Annotated in this window: 13 protein-coding genes; 9 read left to right on the top strand and 4 right to left on the bottom strand. The window is 74.0% G+C overall.

Annotation, left to right across the window (positions count from 1 at the left end; all coding sequences use genetic code 11):
• Positions 1 to 17: 17 nt before the first annotated feature.
• Both treZ and NFS20_RS06135 read left to right on the top strand, forming a co-directional pair.
• Positions 18 to 1,859 carry a malto-oligosyltrehalose trehalohydrolase gene (treZ, locus tag NFS20_RS06140; protein ID WP_502800795.1) on the top strand — a complete coding sequence of 614 codons (1,842 nt, stop codon included), beginning with the start codon at positions 18 to 20 and terminating at the stop codon, positions 1,857 to 1,859.
• A gap of 14 nt (positions 1,860 to 1,873) precedes the next feature.
• Positions 1,874 to 2,884 (top strand): PPK2 family polyphosphate kinase, encoded by a 1,011-nt coding sequence (locus NFS20_RS06135; protein ID WP_251150861.1) that lies wholly within the window; start codon positions 1,874 to 1,876, stop codon positions 2,882 to 2,884.
• Between the two features lie 12 nt (positions 2,885 to 2,896).
• On the opposite strand, the gene zapE is transcribed toward NFS20_RS06135, so the two are convergent.
• Positions 2,897 to 4,015: a cell division protein ZapE gene (gene zapE, locus NFS20_RS06130; RefSeq protein WP_251150860.1), complete on the bottom strand. Its 1,119-nt coding sequence runs from the start codon at positions 4,013 to 4,015 to the stop codon at positions 2,897 to 2,899.
• A 37-nt stretch (positions 4,016 to 4,052) separates the two neighbouring features.
• Here zapE and NFS20_RS06125 point away from each other — a divergent pair, with 37 nt between their 5' ends.
• Both NFS20_RS06125 and NFS20_RS06120 read left to right on the top strand, forming a co-directional pair.
• Entirely contained in the window at positions 4,053 to 4,955 is a 903-nt protein-coding gene (locus tag NFS20_RS06125; RefSeq protein WP_251150859.1) for a dihydrofolate reductase family protein, read from the top strand.
• Positions 4,956 to 4,960: 5 nt separating this feature from the next.
• The gene (locus NFS20_RS06120; RefSeq protein WP_251150858.1) at positions 4,961 to 5,446 is read left to right on the top strand and encodes a hypothetical protein; all 486 of its coding nucleotides are present in this window, start codon (positions 4,961 to 4,963) and stop codon (positions 5,444 to 5,446) included.
• A 45-nt stretch (positions 5,447 to 5,491) separates the two neighbouring features.
• Here the strand turns inward: NFS20_RS06120 and cuyB are convergent, their stop codons facing one another.
• Genes cuyB through gnd form a run of 3 tightly spaced genes read right to left on the bottom strand, consistent with a single transcriptional unit; the run spans position 5,492 to position 8,977 of the window.
• Positions 5,492 to 6,259, bottom strand: coding sequence for a cysteate racemase (gene cuyB, locus NFS20_RS06115; RefSeq protein ID WP_251150857.1), 768 nt, complete (start codon positions 6,257 to 6,259; stop codon positions 5,492 to 5,494).
• Positions 6,252 to 7,535: a carboxylate--amine ligase gene (locus tag NFS20_RS06110; protein WP_251150856.1), complete on the bottom strand. Its 1,284-nt coding sequence runs from the start codon at positions 7,533 to 7,535 to the stop codon at positions 6,252 to 6,254. The genes cuyB and NFS20_RS06110 overlap by 8 nt, the downstream gene beginning before the upstream one ends.
• The gene (gene gnd, locus NFS20_RS06105; protein WP_251150855.1) at positions 7,532 to 8,977 is read right to left on the bottom strand and encodes an NADP-dependent phosphogluconate dehydrogenase; all 1,446 of its coding nucleotides are present in this window, start codon (positions 8,975 to 8,977) and stop codon (positions 7,532 to 7,534) included. Before gnd ends, NFS20_RS06110 begins: the two co-directional genes overlap by 4 nt.
• A 275-nt stretch (positions 8,978 to 9,252) precedes the next feature.
• Between gnd and NFS20_RS06100 the strand changes: the two genes are divergently transcribed.
• The 5 genes from NFS20_RS06100 (at position 9,253) to NFS20_RS06080 (ending at position 15,964) form a co-directional block, all read left to right on the top strand.
• Positions 9,253 to 9,846 carry a DUF3000 domain-containing protein gene (locus NFS20_RS06100; protein WP_353050425.1) on the top strand — a complete coding sequence of 198 codons (594 nt, stop codon included), beginning with the start codon at positions 9,253 to 9,255 and terminating at the stop codon, positions 9,844 to 9,846.
• Positions 9,843 to 11,126 carry an HRDC domain-containing protein gene (locus tag NFS20_RS06095; protein WP_251150854.1) on the top strand — a complete coding sequence of 428 codons (1,284 nt, stop codon included), beginning with the start codon at positions 9,843 to 9,845 and terminating at the stop codon, positions 11,124 to 11,126. The genes NFS20_RS06100 and NFS20_RS06095 overlap by 4 nt, the downstream gene beginning before the upstream one ends.
• A gap of 22 nt (positions 11,127 to 11,148) precedes the next feature.
• The gene (locus NFS20_RS06090; protein WP_251150853.1) at positions 11,149 to 12,192 is read left to right on the top strand and encodes a lipid II:glycine glycyltransferase FemX; all 1,044 of its coding nucleotides are present in this window, start codon (positions 11,149 to 11,151) and stop codon (positions 12,190 to 12,192) included.
• Between the two features lie 212 nt (positions 12,193 to 12,404).
• A complete protein-coding gene (locus tag NFS20_RS06085; RefSeq protein ID WP_251150852.1) occupies positions 12,405 to 13,730 on the top strand; it encodes a thiolase family protein in 1,326 nt (441 codons plus the stop codon).
• 62 nt (positions 13,731 to 13,792) lie between these two features.
• Entirely contained in the window at positions 13,793 to 15,964 is a 2,172-nt protein-coding gene (locus NFS20_RS06080) for a 3-hydroxyacyl-CoA dehydrogenase NAD-binding domain-containing protein (protein WP_251151232.1), read from the top strand.
• Positions 15,965 to 15,982: the final 18 nt, after the last annotated feature.

Below are 15,982 nucleotides of genomic sequence, written 5' to 3'. Positions count from 1 at the left end.
CGCCGCGCGGGACCCCGATGCTCTCCGTGCCGGGACCTCGACCGCTCGTGTGGGCGCCGACCGCGCGGACCGTCGAGCTGCTCCTCCCACGGCCGGGCTCGGGCACGTTCGACGACGCCCGCAGGGAGTCGCTGCGTCTCGTCGGGGCGCACGTCCCGGGCTGGTGGGGCTACGACCACGAGCTGCCGGGAGGGACGGACTACGGCTTCGCGGTCGACGACGGTCCCGGCCGCCCGGACCCGCGCAGCCCGTGGCAGCCCTACGGGGTGCACGGTCCGAGCCGCACGTTCGACCCGTCGTTCGCCTGGACCGACGACGGCTGGGCAGGTCGCGACGTGCGCGGCGAGGTCCTGTACGAGCTGCACGTCGGGACGTTCACGGAGGAGGGCACGCTCGACGCCGCGATCGGCCGCCTGGACCACCTCGTCGACCTCGGCGTCGGCGCGGTCGAGCTCCTGCCCGTCGCGGCCTTCGGGGGCCGCCGGGGCTGGGGGTACGACGGCGTCCACCTCTACGCGGTGCACGAGCCCTACGGGGGGCCGCGCGCGCTGCAGCGCTTCGTCGACGCCGCGCACGCGCGAGGTCTCGCCGTCGTGCTCGACGTCGTCTACAACCACCTGGGTCCGTCCGGGAACTACCTGCCCGAGTTCGGGCCGTACTTCACGGACGCCCACCACACGCCGTGGGGTGCGGCGGTCAACCTCGACCGCTCGGGCAGCCGTGAGGTGCGCGAGTGGGTCGTCGACAACGCGGAGCGCTGGTTCGTCGAGTTCCACGTGGACGCGCTGCGTCTCGACGCGGTCCACGCGCTCGTCGACGACTCGCCGACCCACGTGCTCGCCGAGCTCGCGCGGCGGGTCGACCGCGTCGAGCAGGAGCTGGGCCGCCCGCTCACCCTGATCGCCGAGTCCGACGAGAACGACCCGGCGACCGTGACGGCCGTCGAGCAGGGCGGTCGCGGCATGCGCGCGCAGTGGGCCGACGACGTGCACCACGCGCTGCACGCGCTCCTCACCGGGGAGCGCGACGGCTACTACGTCGACTTCGGGTCGGTCGCCGTGCTGCGCAAGGCGCTGACGGGTGTGTTCGTCCACGACGGCACGTGGTCGACGTTCCGCGGCACGCCCTGGGGCCGGCCGGTGCCCGAGGGGACCGACGGGCACGCGTTCGTCGTGTGCACCCAGAACCACGACCAGGTGGGCAACCGCGCGCAGGGCGACCGGCCGTCGGCGACGCTCGACCCCGGAGGTCTCGCGACGTCCGCGGCGCTCGTGCTGCTGTCCCCGTTCACCCCGATGCTCTTCATGGGCGAGGAGTGGGGGGCGTCGACGCCGTGGCAGTTCTTCACCGACCACGACGACCCGGAGCTCGCCCGGGCGGTCCGGGAGGGCCGCGCCGCGGAGTTCGCCGGGCACGGCTGGGGCGCGGTGGACGGGGGCCCGGTCGTGCCCGACCCGCAGGACCCCGCGACGCGCGACGCGAGCGTGCTCGACTGGTCCGAGCGTCACGACGGCGACCACGCGCGCCTGCTCGACTGGTACCGCACCCTCGTCGGGCTGCGCACGCGCGCCGACGTGCGCTCCGGTGACCTGTCGGCGGTGACGGTGCACGGCCCCGAGGGCGCGGACGACGACGCGTCCGGCGAGGAGGGCAGACGTGGCCCCGAGGACGGGCCGGCCTTCGTCGTGGAGCGCCGGACGATCGCCGTCGCCGTGAACCTGGGCCGCCGACGTCGGACCCTGCAGCTCGCCCTCGGCGGCTCGCCCCGACTGCTCGCGGCGTGGGACCCGGCGACGGAGGTCCGGGGACGGATCGTCGACCTTCCCGCGCGTTCCGTCGCCGTCGTGTCCTGGGTGTGACTACGCTCACGCCCATGGCTGCGGCGAAGAAGAAGTCCCACAAGAGCTCGGGCACGAAGACGTCGGGCAAGCACTCCGGCAAGCACGGAGGCAAGCACGGCGGGGGGAAGCACTCCGGCAAGGGGTCCTCCGCGACGTCCGGCGCATCCGCGAAGAGGTCCGGTGCCGCGGGTGGCACGGCCCCCGACTGGGACGCCCCGCCGACGGAGGTGCTGCGCGCGCCGTCGGGCTTCGACCTCGCGGCGTTCGACCGGCACTCCACCCCCGGTTTCAGCGGGGACAAGGCCGCCGGCGAGGCGCTCGTCGCGCACCACGCCGACGAGCTGTCGGACCTGCAGGAGCGGCTGTTCGCCGAGGGCCGGTCGGGTGGCTCGCGGTCGGTGCTGCTCGTCCTCCAGGGCATGGACACCTCCGGCAAGGGCGGGATCGTGCGGCACGTCGTCGGGCTCGTCGACCCGCAGGGCGTCGCGCACCGCTCGTTCGGCGTCCCGACACCCGAGGAGCTGCGGCACCACTTCCTCTGGCGCATCCGGCGCGCCCTTCCGCGCCCCGGGCACATCGGCGTGTTCGACCGGTCGCACTACGAGGACGTGCTCGTCGCGCGCGTCGACTCGCTCGTGCCCGACGACGTCCTCGAGAAGCGGTACGACGAGATCAACCGCTTCGAGGAGAAGGTCGTCTCGTCGGGGACCACGATCGTCAAGGTCGCGCTCCTGGTGTCGTTCGAGGAGCAGCGCGCCCGGCTCGGGGAGCGGCTCGAGCGCCCGGACAAGTTCTGGAAGTACAACCCGAGCGACGTCGACTCACGCTCGAAGTGGCCCGCGTACCAGGACGCCTACCAGACGGTCCTCGACCGCACGAACACCGAGATCGCGCCGTGGCACGTCATCCCCGCCGACCGCAAGTGGTTCGCCCGTCTCGCGGTGAGCGAGCTCCTGCTCGACGCGCTGCGCCGGTTCGACCTCGGCTGGCCGCCGGCCGACTTCGACGTCGAGGTCGAGAAGCGGCGCCTCGCCGCGACCTGACGCGGTTCTGCGTCAGTCCTGCGGGCGGGAGACGAGGGCGCGGCCGTCCTCCGCGAGCGAGCCGAGGCGGGACAGCGCGCGGTAGTACTTCTTGCGGTACCCGCCGCGCAGCATCTCGTCGGTGAACAGGCCCGCCTCCCCCGCGCCGCCGAGCAGGACGGGCACGTCCCGGTCGTACAGGCGGTCGACGAGCACGACGAGGCGCAGCGCCGCGGACTGCTCGGTGACGGCGTGCACGCCCGTGAGGGCGACGGCCGCGACGCCGTCGAGCATCGCGCCGTACCGGCTCGGGTGCACGTGCGTCAGGTGGGCGAGCACGTCGTCGAAGGCGTCGAGCGTCGCCCCCGGCACGCTCGCCGCGGTCGTCCGCACGACGTCCTCGGGCAGCGGTGCCGAGTCGGTGACGACCGCGCGGTGGCGGTAGTCCTCGCCGTCGACCCGCAGCACCTCGAACCGCGCGGCGAGCGCCTGGATCTCGCGCAGGAAGTCCTCGGCGGCGAACCGGCCCTCGCCGAGCGCCTCGGGCAGCGTGTTCGACGTCGCGGCGAGCGCGACGCCGCGGTCCGCGAGCTCGCGCAGCAGGCGCGACATGAGCACGGTGTCGCCCGGGTCGTCGAGCTCGAACTCGTCGATGCACACGAGCTTCTTCGTCGCGAGCGCCTCGACGGTCGCCAGGAACCCGAGCGCCCCGACGAGGTTCGTGTACTCGACGAACGTGCCGTACGCGCTGACGTCGAGCCCCACGGCGTGCGCGAGCGAGGTGAGCAGGTGCGTCTTGCCGACGCCGAACCCGCCGTCCATGTACACGGCGGGGGCCGTGGTGCGGCGTGCGAAGAGACCCTTGCGCGGGGGCTTCACGACGGCGGCGGCGACCTCCTCGAGCCGCGCGACGGTCCGCTCCTGGCTGGGGTACCGCGGGTTGGCGCGGTACGTGGCGAACCGCGCGTCGGCGAAGTGCGGCGGCGGGACGAGGTCGGCGAGCAGCCGTGACGGCGGGACGGACGGCCGGACGGCCGCGAGGGCGGCGACGCGCGCGACCTGCTCCCGCGATCCCGGGTCTCGCGGGGCGGGGTCCGGTCCGGTCGAACCCGTCGGCGCGGTGGTCCCGCCGGTGGCTGGCGCTGAAGTCACGAGGATCCAGCCTACGCCTGCCGCTACCGTGGCCGCTGTGACTTCTGCCACGACGCCCACGCCCGGGTCCACGCCCTCGGTGCCCTCGATCGGCGAGCCGCCCGCGGGACGGGACGACCTGCCGCCGCTCGACCTCCTGCTCCCCGCGCCGCGGAGGATCGACCCGGACCCCCGCGAGGACGAGCTCGCCGCGCTCTACGCGGACGGCCCGCCCGCGCGCGGCTCGTCGACCGTGCGCGCCAACATGGTCGCGAGCATCGACGGCGCCGCGTGGGGACCCGACCGACGCTCCGGGTCCATCAACGACGACGCGGACTGGCGCGTCTTCCGCGTGCTGCGCGCCCTCGCCGACGTCGTGCTGGTCGGCGCCGGCACGGCCCGTGCCGAGCGCTACACGACGCTGGGCCGTCCTCGCGGTCTCGAGCACCTCCACGAGGCGCCGCTCGAGCTCGCGGTCGTGACGCGCACGGGCCTCGTCCCCGAGCACCTCACGGGCGCTCAGCGTCCGCCGTTCGTCATCACGGGCCGCACCGGAGCGAGGATCGTGCGCGAGCGCGGACTTCCCGAGGACCGCCTCCTCGTCACCGACGGCGACACGTCGGACGGCGGCGGGTCCGCCGGCTCCGAGCCTGACGTCGACCTGGCCGCCGGCCTTGCGGCGCTCGCCGGGCGCGGCCTGCGTCGCGTGCTCACGGAAGGCGGGCCGTCGCTCCTCGGCGACCTGCTGCGCGCCGACCTCGTCGACGAGCTGTGCGTGACGACGACACCCGGCATCGTCGGCCCGGGGCCCGGACGCATCGTCGCGGGAGCCGCGCCGTCGGGCCCGTCCGTCGGCCCGCCGCGCGGCGCCCGGCTCACCCACCTGCTGCACAGTCCCCACGCCCGCCCCGGCGCACCGGCCGGCACGACGCTCGCGCGCTGGCTCCTGCCGATAGGCTGACGCGCGTGACCGACACGATCCTGGTCCTCACCGAGGACACGCTGAACCCGGCCGACGTCCAGCACATGCTGTCCCTGCACGAGGGAGAGACGCTCGCCTATCGCGTCCTCGTGCCGGCCGACACCGAGCGCAACCTCGTCTCCGCGCTGATCGACCACCTCAGCGTGGGCGAGCTCAAGCAGGCGTGGGACGAGGTGCTCGGTCGTGAGCCCTCGGAGAAGCAGGCGAAGGCCACCGCCGCAGAGCAGCTCGAGCGCAGCGTCGCCGAGCTGCGCGCCGCCGGCCGCGACGCCGACGGCACCGTCACCGAGGACGACCCGCTGCCGGCGCTGCGCAAGGCCGTGGCGGCCGGTGACGTCCGCGAGGTCGTCGTCGTGACGTACCCGCACGCGGTCGAGGACACGTTCCACCGCGACTGGGCCTCCCGCGCGCGGGACGAGCTCCACGTGCCGGTCCTGCACCTGTACTCCGGCACGAGCGAGCTCGGCTGAGGCGCGCCGGCTGAGGCGTCCCGAGGACGCCGCCGGCCGGGCTGCTCAGTCCCGCACGCGGTGGCCCGCGCGACGGATCGTCGCGCGGGCGAGCTGGTCCATCGAGTCGAGGTAGACCGGGTCGGCGAGCAGGCCGTGGTCCACGGCGACGACCGAGAGCTCGGTGCACCCGAGGACGATCACCGACGCGCCGCGCTCCACGAGGCGCCCCGCTACGGCGCGGAACGTGTCGACGTCGACCGGCCGACCCGCCTTGACCTGCTCGTAGATGATCTGCGAGACGAGCGCCTGGTCGGCGTCGTCGGGCACGACCGTGGTCACGCCGTGGGCGGCGAACGCGTCCTGGTAGACGCCCGCCGCGGCCGTGCCCGCCGTCGCGAGCAGACCCACGGTCGCCAGCCCCGGGACGCGCTCGCGCGCCGCGTCCACCGTCGTGTCGATGATCGACACGAACGGCACGCTCACGGCGTCGACCACCTGCTGCGTGAAGTGGTGGGCCGTGTTGCACGGCATGACGAGGAACGACACGCCGAACGCCTCGAGGCGGCGCGCGTCGCGCGCGAGGACGGGTCCGGGGTCGTCGGCGGAGCGCCCGAGCACGAACGCGGTGCGGTCCGGGATCGTCGCGTGGTTGAGCACGACCATGTCCAGGTGGTCCTGGTCGCGCTCCGCCTCGGTGAGCTCGACGACGAGCTGGAGGAAGTACGCCGTCGCGAGCGGCCCGACGCCGCCGATCACGCCGACGGGCGGCCGGTCGTCGCCGGCACCGACCGCACCGAGCGCCGGGCCGGGTCCCGCGGGCGCGTCAGCCACGCCCACCGTCCCGTGCGGCGTCCGTCCGGGCGCCCGTGCTCACGTACGCGGCCTTCGCAGCGGCCACGGGGTAGAACTCGCGGAACCGCTGCACCTGGCGCAGCTCGGCGACGCGGACCCACAGGTCGCGGCGCCACGCGCGGTCCCGCGAGTACTTGAGCGGATGGCCGACGCGCCGGACCTTGCGCACCCGTGCGGCGACCGCCGGGTCGGTCGCGTCGCGCACGTACCGGCGCAGCAGGAACCCGGGCACGATCCGGTAGAGGACCGGGACGCGCCGGGGGTCGGGCACGCGCCCGCCCTGCAGGTGCTCTCCGACCCAGTACATGGCCGGGTTGATGCCGCTCGCCGTGAGGTAGAAGTTCGAGCGGCCCGTGCGCGGGTTGAGCTCGAAGAAGTACCCCGTGCCGTCGCGCGGGTCGACCTTGATGTCGAAGTTCGCGAAGCCCGTCCAGCCGAGGTGCTCGACGAGCTTGCGCGCGTCGGCCTCGATCTGCGGCAGCGGTCCCGTGAGGATCGCCGCCGGGTTGCCGAGCGTGCCCGGGGTGTGCTCCTCGAGCAGCACGTGGCCGCCGTGCGCCATGCGCACCTGCCCCTTCTCGTCCGAGAAGGTGGTCATGATGCGCATCTGCGCGTCGTTGCCCGGCACGAACTCCTGGACGATGAACGGCTCGCGGTACCCCGCCTCGCCCGCCGTGCGCAGGAGCCACTCGAGCTGGTCGCGGTCCGCGAGCTCGTGGACCTTGCGCTTGCCCGTGAACGACGTGCGGTGCCAGGCCACGTTGTCCCCGGGCTTGGCGATGATCGGGAACCGCAGGTCGAGCTCGCCGACGCGCTCGCCGCCGTGGCGCACGACCGTGCGGGGGTGCGGCACGCCGAGCTCGATGCAGAGCTCGGAGAAGCGCTGCTTGTCCATGACACGGTCGAGCAGGTCCGTGGTCGTGTACGGGACCACGGCGACGTCCTCGATCTTCGCGCGGTGCTCGGCGAGCGCCTGCACGTACCAGTCGACGCACGTGACGACCATCGCGGGCGCCTTCGCGCGCGCGGCGACGTCCCGGATCGTGCGCACCATGACCTCGGGGTCGTCGAGCTGCGGCTCGATGACGTTGTCGAGGATGGTCGAGTAGCGGATGTTGCGCGTCGAGACGATCGTCACGACCGTGCTGCGCACCCCGTACGCCTCGTGGAACGCGCGGGCCAGGCTGTACGCGCCGGCGTCGCCACCCAGGATGATCGGGTGGACGACGGCCGGGCGTACGACGCCTCGACTCACGCGTCGCCTTCGCGCGTCTCGCTCCGGTCGCGGGTCCACTCGGTGTGGAACACGCCCGGACCGTCGACGCGGCGGTACGTGTGCGCGCCGAAGAAGTCGCGCTGTGCCTGGATGAGCGCGGCGGGCAGGCGCTCGGCGCGCACCCCGTCGTAGTACGCGAGCGACGACGAGAACGCGGGCGTCGGCACGCCGTTGAGCGCGGCCTGCGCGACGACGCGGCGCCACGCGGCGAGGCCGTTGCCGACGGCGCCGGTGAAGTACTCGTCGGCGAGGAGGAGCGGGAGGTTCGCGTCGCGCTCGTACGCCTCGGTGATGCGGTTGAGGAAGCGCGCACGGATGATGCAGCCCCCGCGCCAGATGCGGGCCATCGCGCCGCGGTCGATGTCCCAGCCGAGCTCGGCCGACGCCGCGGCGATCTGGTCGAAGCCCTGCGAGTACGCGACGACCTTCGACGCGTACAGCGCGAGGCGCACGTCCTCGACGAACGCGTCGCGGTCCGTGACGTCCCACGCCTGCGCGTCCGCGGGCAGCGCCGCACGGCCCGCCTCGCGCTGCGGGACGGAGCCGGACAGCGCGCGCGCGAACGTCGCCTCGGCGATGCCCGTGATCGGGACGCCCAGGTCGAGGCCGTTCTGGACGGTCCAGCGGCCGGTGCCCTTCTGCTCCGCCTGGTCGAGCACGACGTCGACGAACGCCGAGCCGGTCTGCGCGTCGACGTGCTGGAGCACGTCTGCCGTGATCTCGATGAGGAACGACTCGAGGTCGCCCGTGTTCCACTCCTCGAAGATCTTCCCGATCTCCGCGGCCGACGCGCCGAGCCCCTGCTTGAGCAGGTCGTACGCCTCGGCGATGAGTTGCATGTCCGCGTACTCGATGCCGTTGTGGACCATCTTCACGAAGTGGCCGGCGCCGTCGGGGCCGACGTACGTGCAGCACGGGACGCCGTCGACCTTGGCGGAGATGTCCTCGAGGATCGGGCCGAGGCTCGCGTAGGACTCGCGCGTGCCGCCGGGCATGATCGACGGGCCGTTGAGCGCGCCCTCCTCGCCGCCGGACACGCCGGTGCCGACGAAGTGCAGGCCCTGCGCCGACAGCGCCTGCTCGCGGCGGATCGTGTCGGGGAAGTGCGCGTTGCCCGCGTCGACGACGATGTCGCCCTCCTCGAGCAGCGGGACGAGCTCGTCGATCACCGCGTCGGTCGCCGCGCCGGCCTTGACCATGATGACGACCTTGCGCGGGCGCTCGAGCGACGCGACGAAGTCGGCCATGGACTCCGACGGGACGAAGTCACCCTCGGAGCCGGCCTCGGCGATCAGGGACTCCGTCTTGGCGTACGAGCGGTTGTGCACCGCGACCGTGTAGCCGTGGCGGGCGAAGTTGCGGGCCAGGTTGCGACCCATGACCGCGAGTCCGGTCACACCGATCTGTGCTCGTGCTGCCATCTGCTTCCCTGCTCCTCGGAGATCGGTACCGGCGACCTCGAGGGCACGTCCACGGCCGGGCGACGCCGCGCGTGCGGCACCGACGGACGCGACGGCGGGCAGGTGCAGCCGGTACGGGGCGGATACGCGGACAGCCTAGTCCCCCGTCCTCGACGGCTCCGGACGTGGCCAGCATCCGGGCGTGGTCAGCGGTGGTGACGATCGCGGTCACGATTCGGTGACGTCCGCGCGCGCCGCGGCCCTCACCGTGCGCGCGGGCTCGTAGTGTGCAGAGGGTGATCACCGCTCACGGGACCGACGCGCCCGCGGAGTTCCGCGCGGCGCTGGACTCCGTCGCCGCCCGCCGGGTGCGCCCCGAGGTGACCCTGCGGGAGGTCCCGGCGCCACGGCGGATCGCGCCGTTCTCCGTCGCGCTCACCGGGGAGGTCGCCGGCGAGGTCGACGACGATCCCGACCTCGCCTCGGGCCGGTTCATCCTCCTCCACGACCCCGCGGGCCAGGAGGCGTGGCAGGGGCGGTTCCGGGTCGTCACGCTCGTGCGTGCCACGCTCGAGCCCGAGATGGCGGCGGAGGACATGCTCGCCGAGGTCGCCTGGACCTGGCTCGCCGACGCGCTGCGCGACACCGGGGCGTCCACCCGGGCCGAGGGCGGCACGGTCACCCGCGTGCTGTCCCAGAGCTTCGGCGCCCTCGCGGGGCGCGCGAACGACGTCGAGCTCGAGATGCGCGCGTCCTGGACGCCGCTCACGACCGACCTCGGGCCGCACCTGGCGGCCTGGGCACAGCTCCTGTGCACGGCCGCAGGTCTGCCTCCGCTGCCCGAGGGGATCACACCGTTGCCCGCGCGACGCAATACCGTAGGTCCATGAGCTCGGCCGCAGCACCTGCACCGTCACCCCTCGACCAGCCCGACGACGCCCCGGACGACGGCGCGGTCTCCCCCGTCGTCGTGCCGCTCTCCGAGCCGTCGGACGGGGTGGGACCCGTGGTCGACACCCCGGAGGCTTTCGCGCGCGTCGTCGACGCGTTCGCGCGCGGGACGGGTCCCGTCGCGGCCGACGCGGAGCGCGCGTCGGGGTACCGGTACGGCCAGCGCACCTACCTCGTCCAGGTCCGGCGCGAGGGCGCGGGGACCGCGCTCGTCGACCCGGTGGGCGTCCCCGACCTCGCTCCGCTTCGCGAGGCGGTGGGCGACGCCGAGTTCGTGCTGCACGCCGCGTCGCAGGACCTGCCCGGGTTCGTCGACCTCGGGCTGCTCCCGGCGCGCGTCTTCGACACCGAGCTCGCGGCGCGCCTGCTCGGCATGGAGCGGGTCGGGCTCGCCGCCGTGGTCGCGGAGCTGCTCGGCCTCGGCCTCGCGAAGGAGCACTCGGCGGTCGACTGGTCGACGCGGCCCCTGCCGCCCGAGTGGCTGCGCTACGCCGCTCTCGACGTCGAGGTCCTCGTCGAGCTGCGTGACGTGCTCGCGGCACGACTCGAGGAGGCCGGCAAGACGGAGTGGGCGGCGCAGGAGTTCGAGGCGGTGCGCACGGCTCCCCCGCCGCCGCCGCGCGTCGACCCGTGGCGGCGCACGTCCGGGACGCACACGCTGCGCGACGCGCGCCGTCTCGCCGTCGTGCGCGCGCTGTGGGAGGCCCGCGACGTCAACGCGCGCCGGCGGGACATCGCCCCGGGTCGCGTGCTGCCCGACCGGGCGATCGTCGCGGCCGCCGAAGCCCTGCCTCGCAGCGTCGCCCAGCTCGTCGCCCTGCCGGCCTTCGCCGGGAAGGGCACGCGCCGGCGCGCCGCCTACTGGCAGCAGGCGATCGACACCGCGCTCGCCCTCCCGGCGAGCGACCTGCCGTCGGTGCGCGGGCCGCGCTCCGACGCCCCGCCCCCGCCGCGCGCGTGGGCCGACCGCGACCCGGGTGCCGCCGCACGGCTCGAGGCGGCCCGCGCCGTCGTGCAGGAGCTCTCGGAGCAGCACACCGTCCCGGCGGAGAACCTGCTCCAGCCCGACGCCCTGCGGCGCGTGTGCTGGACCCCGCCCGACCCGGCGGACGCCGCCGGCGTGGCCGCGTTCCTGCGCGGCCGGGGCGCGCGGGAGTGGCAGGTCGGGCTGCTCGCGGAGCGCCTCGCGGCGGCGTTCGCGGACGTGTCGGACCGGTAGGCGGACGGGTAGGGTCGGGGCCGTGCACGACACGAACCTGACGATCCGGACAGTGACCGACCGCGACACCTGGGACGCCCAGGTGAACGCGCTCGGCGGCCACCCGCTGCAGCTCTGGGGCTGGGGCGAGGTCAAGGCGACGGGCGCCTGGACGCCGCGCCGCCTCGAGGCCGTCGACGGCGCGGGCCGCACCGTCGGCCTCGCGCAGGTGCTCGTACGGTCCCTGCCCGCGCAGTTCAAGGCGCTGTGCCACGTGCCGCGCGGCCCGGTCGTGGCGCCCGGTCCCGACGGCTGGGGCGCCGGGCCAGGGGTGGGCGACGACGACGCGCGCGACGCCGTGACACGGGCGGTCGTGGCGTGGTGCAAGGAGAACGTCGGGGGCGTCGGCATCACGATCGAGCCGGACTGGCCCGCGGGTACGCACCTCGACCTGCCCGACGCGCGCGACGCCGCGAACCCGATCCTCTACCCGGTCACGCTGATCCTCGACCTCACGAAGACCCCGGACGAGCTGACGGCCGCGATGGGCAAGTCGACGCGGTACGACATCCGCAAGGCCGCACGGAGCGGGCTCGAGGTGCGCCGCGTCACGGACGAGGCCGACGTCCGCCAGGTCCTCGCGGTCTACCACGAGACGGCCGAGCGGGCGGGCTTCGCCCTGCACGACGACGAGTACTACCTCGCGATCCACCGCGAGCTCGGCGAGCACTCGGTGCTCGTCGCGGCGTTCTCCGAGGGCGCCCCGGTGTCGTTCGTGTGGTGCGTGGCGTCGGCGACGACGTCGTTCGAGCTCTACGGGGGCATCAACGACGCCGGTCGGAAGCTGCGGGCGAACGCGCCGGTCAAGTGGCACGCGATCACGCTCGCGCAGGAGGCCGGGCTCGTCCGCTACGACATGAACGGTCTCCTCAACGACGGCATCAGCGAGTTCAAGCGGAGCTTCGCCCAGCACGACGACGAGCTCGTGCAGAGCGTCGACGTGCCGTTCTCGATGTGGTACTCCGCATGGAACAAGGGCCTGCCGACCGCGAAGAAGGTCGTGCGGAAGCTGCGCGGCGGACGCTGACCGCGCTCCTGCCCGAGGCTCCACCGAGACCCGGTATCGCCCTCCTCGCCAGAGGGGCGATACCGGGTCTCGATGTGTCGTAGCATCGTCCTCGTGCTTTCCCGATACTCGCGGTAGCGTGTATCACCTGAGCGGTGTCGCTCCGGACGCCGCCGTCCCGACCATCTGACCCGGCCCGACCCGGCCGGACCACCCGACCGGATGGAGATGCCATGACCGTGGCCGACACCGTGGCCCCAGGAGCCGACGGCGCGACCGCCCCCGAGGCCCACGCACCCACCCAGGCGGCACGCCGTCGTGCCGTGCGCGACGTCGTCTTCGTCGAGGGCGTGCGCAGCCCGTTCGGCAAGGCGCGCCCTGACGGGATCTACGCCGAGACGCGCGCCGACGACCTCGCCGTGAAGACGATCCGCGAGCTCCTGCGGCGTCGGCCCGAGCTGCCCGCCGAGCGCATCGACGAGCTCGCGCTCGCCGCGACGACGCAGACGGGCGACCAGGGCCTCACCCTCGGGCGCAGCGTCGCCGTGCTCGCGGGGCTGCCGAAGTCGGTACCCGGGTTCGCGATCGACCGCATGTGCGCGGGGGCGATGACGGCCGTCACGACGACCGCCGCCAACGTTGCCGTGGGTGCCCAGGACGTCGTCGTCGCGGGCGGTGTCGAGCACATGGGCCACCACCCCATGGGCGAGGGCTCCGACCCGAACCCGCGCTTCGTCGCCGAGAAGCTCGTCGACTCGTCCGCGCTCGTCATGGGCGCGACGGCGGAGAACCTGCACGACCGCTACCCGCACCTCACCAAGGAGCGCGCCGACGCCTACGCCGTGGCGAGCCAGGCCAAGTACGCCAAGGCTCTCGCCAACGGCGACGTCTCCGCCGACCTCGTGCCGATCGCGACCCGGTCGACCGAGCTCGGCTGGGGCCTCGCCACCGCCGACGAGCTCCCGCGCCCCGGCACCACGGTCGACGCGATCCGCGACCTCAAGACACCGTTCCGCCCCGGGGGCAAGGTCACCGCGGGCAACGCGTCGCCGCTCACCGACGGCGCGACGGCGTGCCTGCTCGCCGCGGGCGATGTCGTCGACGAGCTCGGCCTGCCCGCGCGCATGCGCCTCGTCTCCTACGCCTACGCGGGCGTGGACCCCGAGGTCATGGGCTACGGCCCCGTCCCCGCGACGGAGCGCGCGCTCGCGTCCGCGGGCCTGACGATCGACGACATCGGCCTGTTCGAGATCAACGAGGCCTTCGCCGTCCAGGTGCTCGCGTTCACCGACCACTTCGGCCTCGCCGACGACGACGAGCGGGTCAACCTCTACGGCGGCGCCATCGCGATGGGCCACCCGCTCGCGTCGTCGGGCGTGCGTCTCATGACCCAGCTCGCGCGGCAGTTCGAGCAGCACCCCGAGGTGCGCTACGGCCTGACGACCATGTGCGTCGGCCTCGGCATGGGCGGCACCGTGATCTGGGAGAACCCGCACCACGCCGACTACTCCGGCCACGGCGCCGCCGACACGACCACCGCGACCGACGGGGAGAACTGACCGTGAGCGAGACGACCTCCGAGACCACCAGCAGGCCCGGCACGACGACCGCCGACCAGACCATCACCCCCGAGCCGTCCGCGCAGCGGGACGGCGGCTCGGCCCCGGCGCGCGGGGAGCGCGTGACGCACTCGCTCGTGCGCGACGTCGCCCTCCCCGGCGGGACGGGCACGCTCGCCCTGGTCACGCTCGACAACGGGCTCGACCACACCAAGCCCACGACGCTCGGGCCCGAGGGGCTCGCGGAGCTCCGCTCCGCGCTCGAGCGGATCGAGCGGCGTGCGGCCGACGGCGAGATCGTCGCCGTCGCGGTCACGGGCAAGCCCTACTTCCTGGCCGCCGGCGCCGACCTCACGCAGGCCGCCGCGATCCAGGGCCGGGAGGACGCGCTCGGGCTCGGTCGCGCAGGCCACGCCGCGTACGCGATCCTCGGCGGGCTGCGCGAGCGGACCGGTGTCCCGACGTTCGCGTTCGTCAACGGCGTCGCGCTCGGCGGCGGCCTCGAGATCGCGCTCAACTGCGACTACCGCACGGTCGCGTCCGACGCCGGGGCGCTCGCCCTGCCCGAGGTCGGCCTCGGCCTCGTGCCCGGCTGGGGCGGCGCGTACCTCGTGCCGCGCCTGCTCGGGGTCGAGAAGGCCATGGACGTCATCCTGGCCCGTCCTGCGGCGAACAAGCCGTTCAAGGCGAAGGAGGCCGTCGAGATCGGCCTCGTCGACGCGCTGTTCGACGCGCCCGACTTCCTCGAGTCCTCGATCCGGTGGGCGGAGGCGGTCCTGCGCGGGGACGTCGTCGTCGAGCGCCGCGAGCTCGACCCGCAGCCCGTGTGGGACGCGGTCGTCGCAGGCACGCGCCAGCGGCTCGACGCCGTCGTGGCGGGCTCGCGGCCCGCGCCGTACCGCGCGCTCGACCTCGTCGCCGCCGCGCGCACGGCGACCAAGGAGGAGGCGTTCGCCGCCGAGGACGAGGCCCTCGCGGACCTCATCATGAGCGACGAGATGCGCGCGAGCGTGTACGCGTTCCAGCTCGTGTCGAAGGGCAAGCGGCCGCAGGGCGCGCCGGACGCGAAGCTCGCGCGGCCGGTGACCCGGGTCGGCATCGTCGGTGCCGGCCTCATGGCGGCGCAGATCGCGCTGCTGTTCGCCCAGCGGCTCCAGGTGCCCGTCGTCATGCGCGACCTCGACGCCGATCGCGTCGAGAAGGGCCTCGCCTACGTCCGCTCGACGGTCGAGAAGCTCGTCGGCTCCGGGCGCATGTCGCGCGACGCCGGCGCCCGCATCGTCGCGAACGTCCACGGCACCACCGAGCTCGGCGACTTCGCGGGCTGCGACGTCGTCATCGAGGCGGTCACGGAGATCCTCGGCCTGAAGAAGACGGTGTTCGCCGAGCTCGAGGGCGTCGTGGGCGACGAGACCGTGTTCCTCACGAACACGTCGGCGCTGTCCGTGACCGAGATGGCGGCCGACCTGCGCCACCCGGAGCGCGTCGTCGGGATGCACTTCTTCAACCCCGTCGCGCAGATGCCGCTCGTCGAGATCATCCAGGCGGCGAAGACGGACGACGCCGCGCTCGCCACCGCGTTCGCCATGACGAAGAAGCTCCGCAAGACCGCCGTGCTCGTCGCGGACCGGCCCGGCTTCGTCGTCAACCGCCTCCTCATCCTCCTCATGGGCAAGATCGTCGAGGCGGTCGAGAACGGGACGTCGGTCGAGGTCGCCGACCGCGCGGTCGCGCCGCTCGGGCTGCCGATGCCGCCGTTCGCGCTGTTCGACCTCGTCGGTCCGGCCGTCGGCCTGCACGTGCTGACGTCGCTGCGCGAGGACCTCGGCGACCGGTTCCCGGTCTCCCCCGGGCTGCAGCGCATCGTCGACGAGAAGATCCCCGTCGTGCTCGACGCACCCCGCGGTCTGCCGAAGCCGGTCGACCCGGCGATCCAGGCCGTGTTCGGCGACGGCACCGCGGGCGGTGAGGATGCCCTGGATGAGGCCGGCGTGCTCGACTCCGTGCTGACGGCGCTCACGCAGGAGATCGGGCTCATGCTCGACGAGGGCGTCGTGTCCTCGCCGTCGCAGGTCGACCTGTGCATGATCCTCGGAGCAGGCTGGGGCTTCCACCTCGGCGGCATCACGCCGTACCTCGACCGCACGGGCTACTCGGAGAAGGTCCTCGGCCGACGGTTCCTGCCCGACGGCGTCGCGAACGTCCCGGCGGCCGCTGCGGTCCAGCACGCCTGAGGTTCCCGGCACCACCCG

This window comes from Cellulosimicrobium sp. Marseille-Q4280 (assembly GCF_943181405.1).
Taxonomy (GTDB): domain Bacteria; phylum Actinomycetota; class Actinomycetes; order Actinomycetales; family Cellulomonadaceae; genus Cellulosimicrobium.
Note: the sequence above shows the minus strand (reverse complement) of the source record. Positions and strands in the feature narration are given on the sequence as shown.

What these genes read in the sequence shown, in the direction of transcription:
- NFS20_RS06135 (WP_251150861.1), top strand. Translation starts at nt 1,874, where the DNA reads ATGGCTGCGGCGAAGAAGAAGTCCCACAAGAGCTCGGGCACGAAGACG.
- gnd (WP_251150855.1), bottom strand. Translation starts at nt 8,977, where the DNA reads ATGGCAGCACGAGCACAGATCGGTGTGACCGGACTCGCGGTCATGGGT.
- NFS20_RS06085 (WP_251150852.1), top strand. Translation starts at nt 12,405, where the DNA reads ATGACCGTGGCCGACACCGTGGCCCCAGGAGCCGACGGCGCGACCGCC.
- NFS20_RS06095 (WP_251150854.1), top strand. Translation starts at nt 9,843, where the DNA reads ATGAGCTCGGCCGCAGCACCTGCACCGTCACCCCTCGACCAGCCCGAC.
- treZ (WP_502800795.1), top strand. Translation starts at nt 18, where the DNA reads ATGCTCTCCGTGCCGGGACCTCGACCGCTCGTGTGGGCGCCGACCGCG.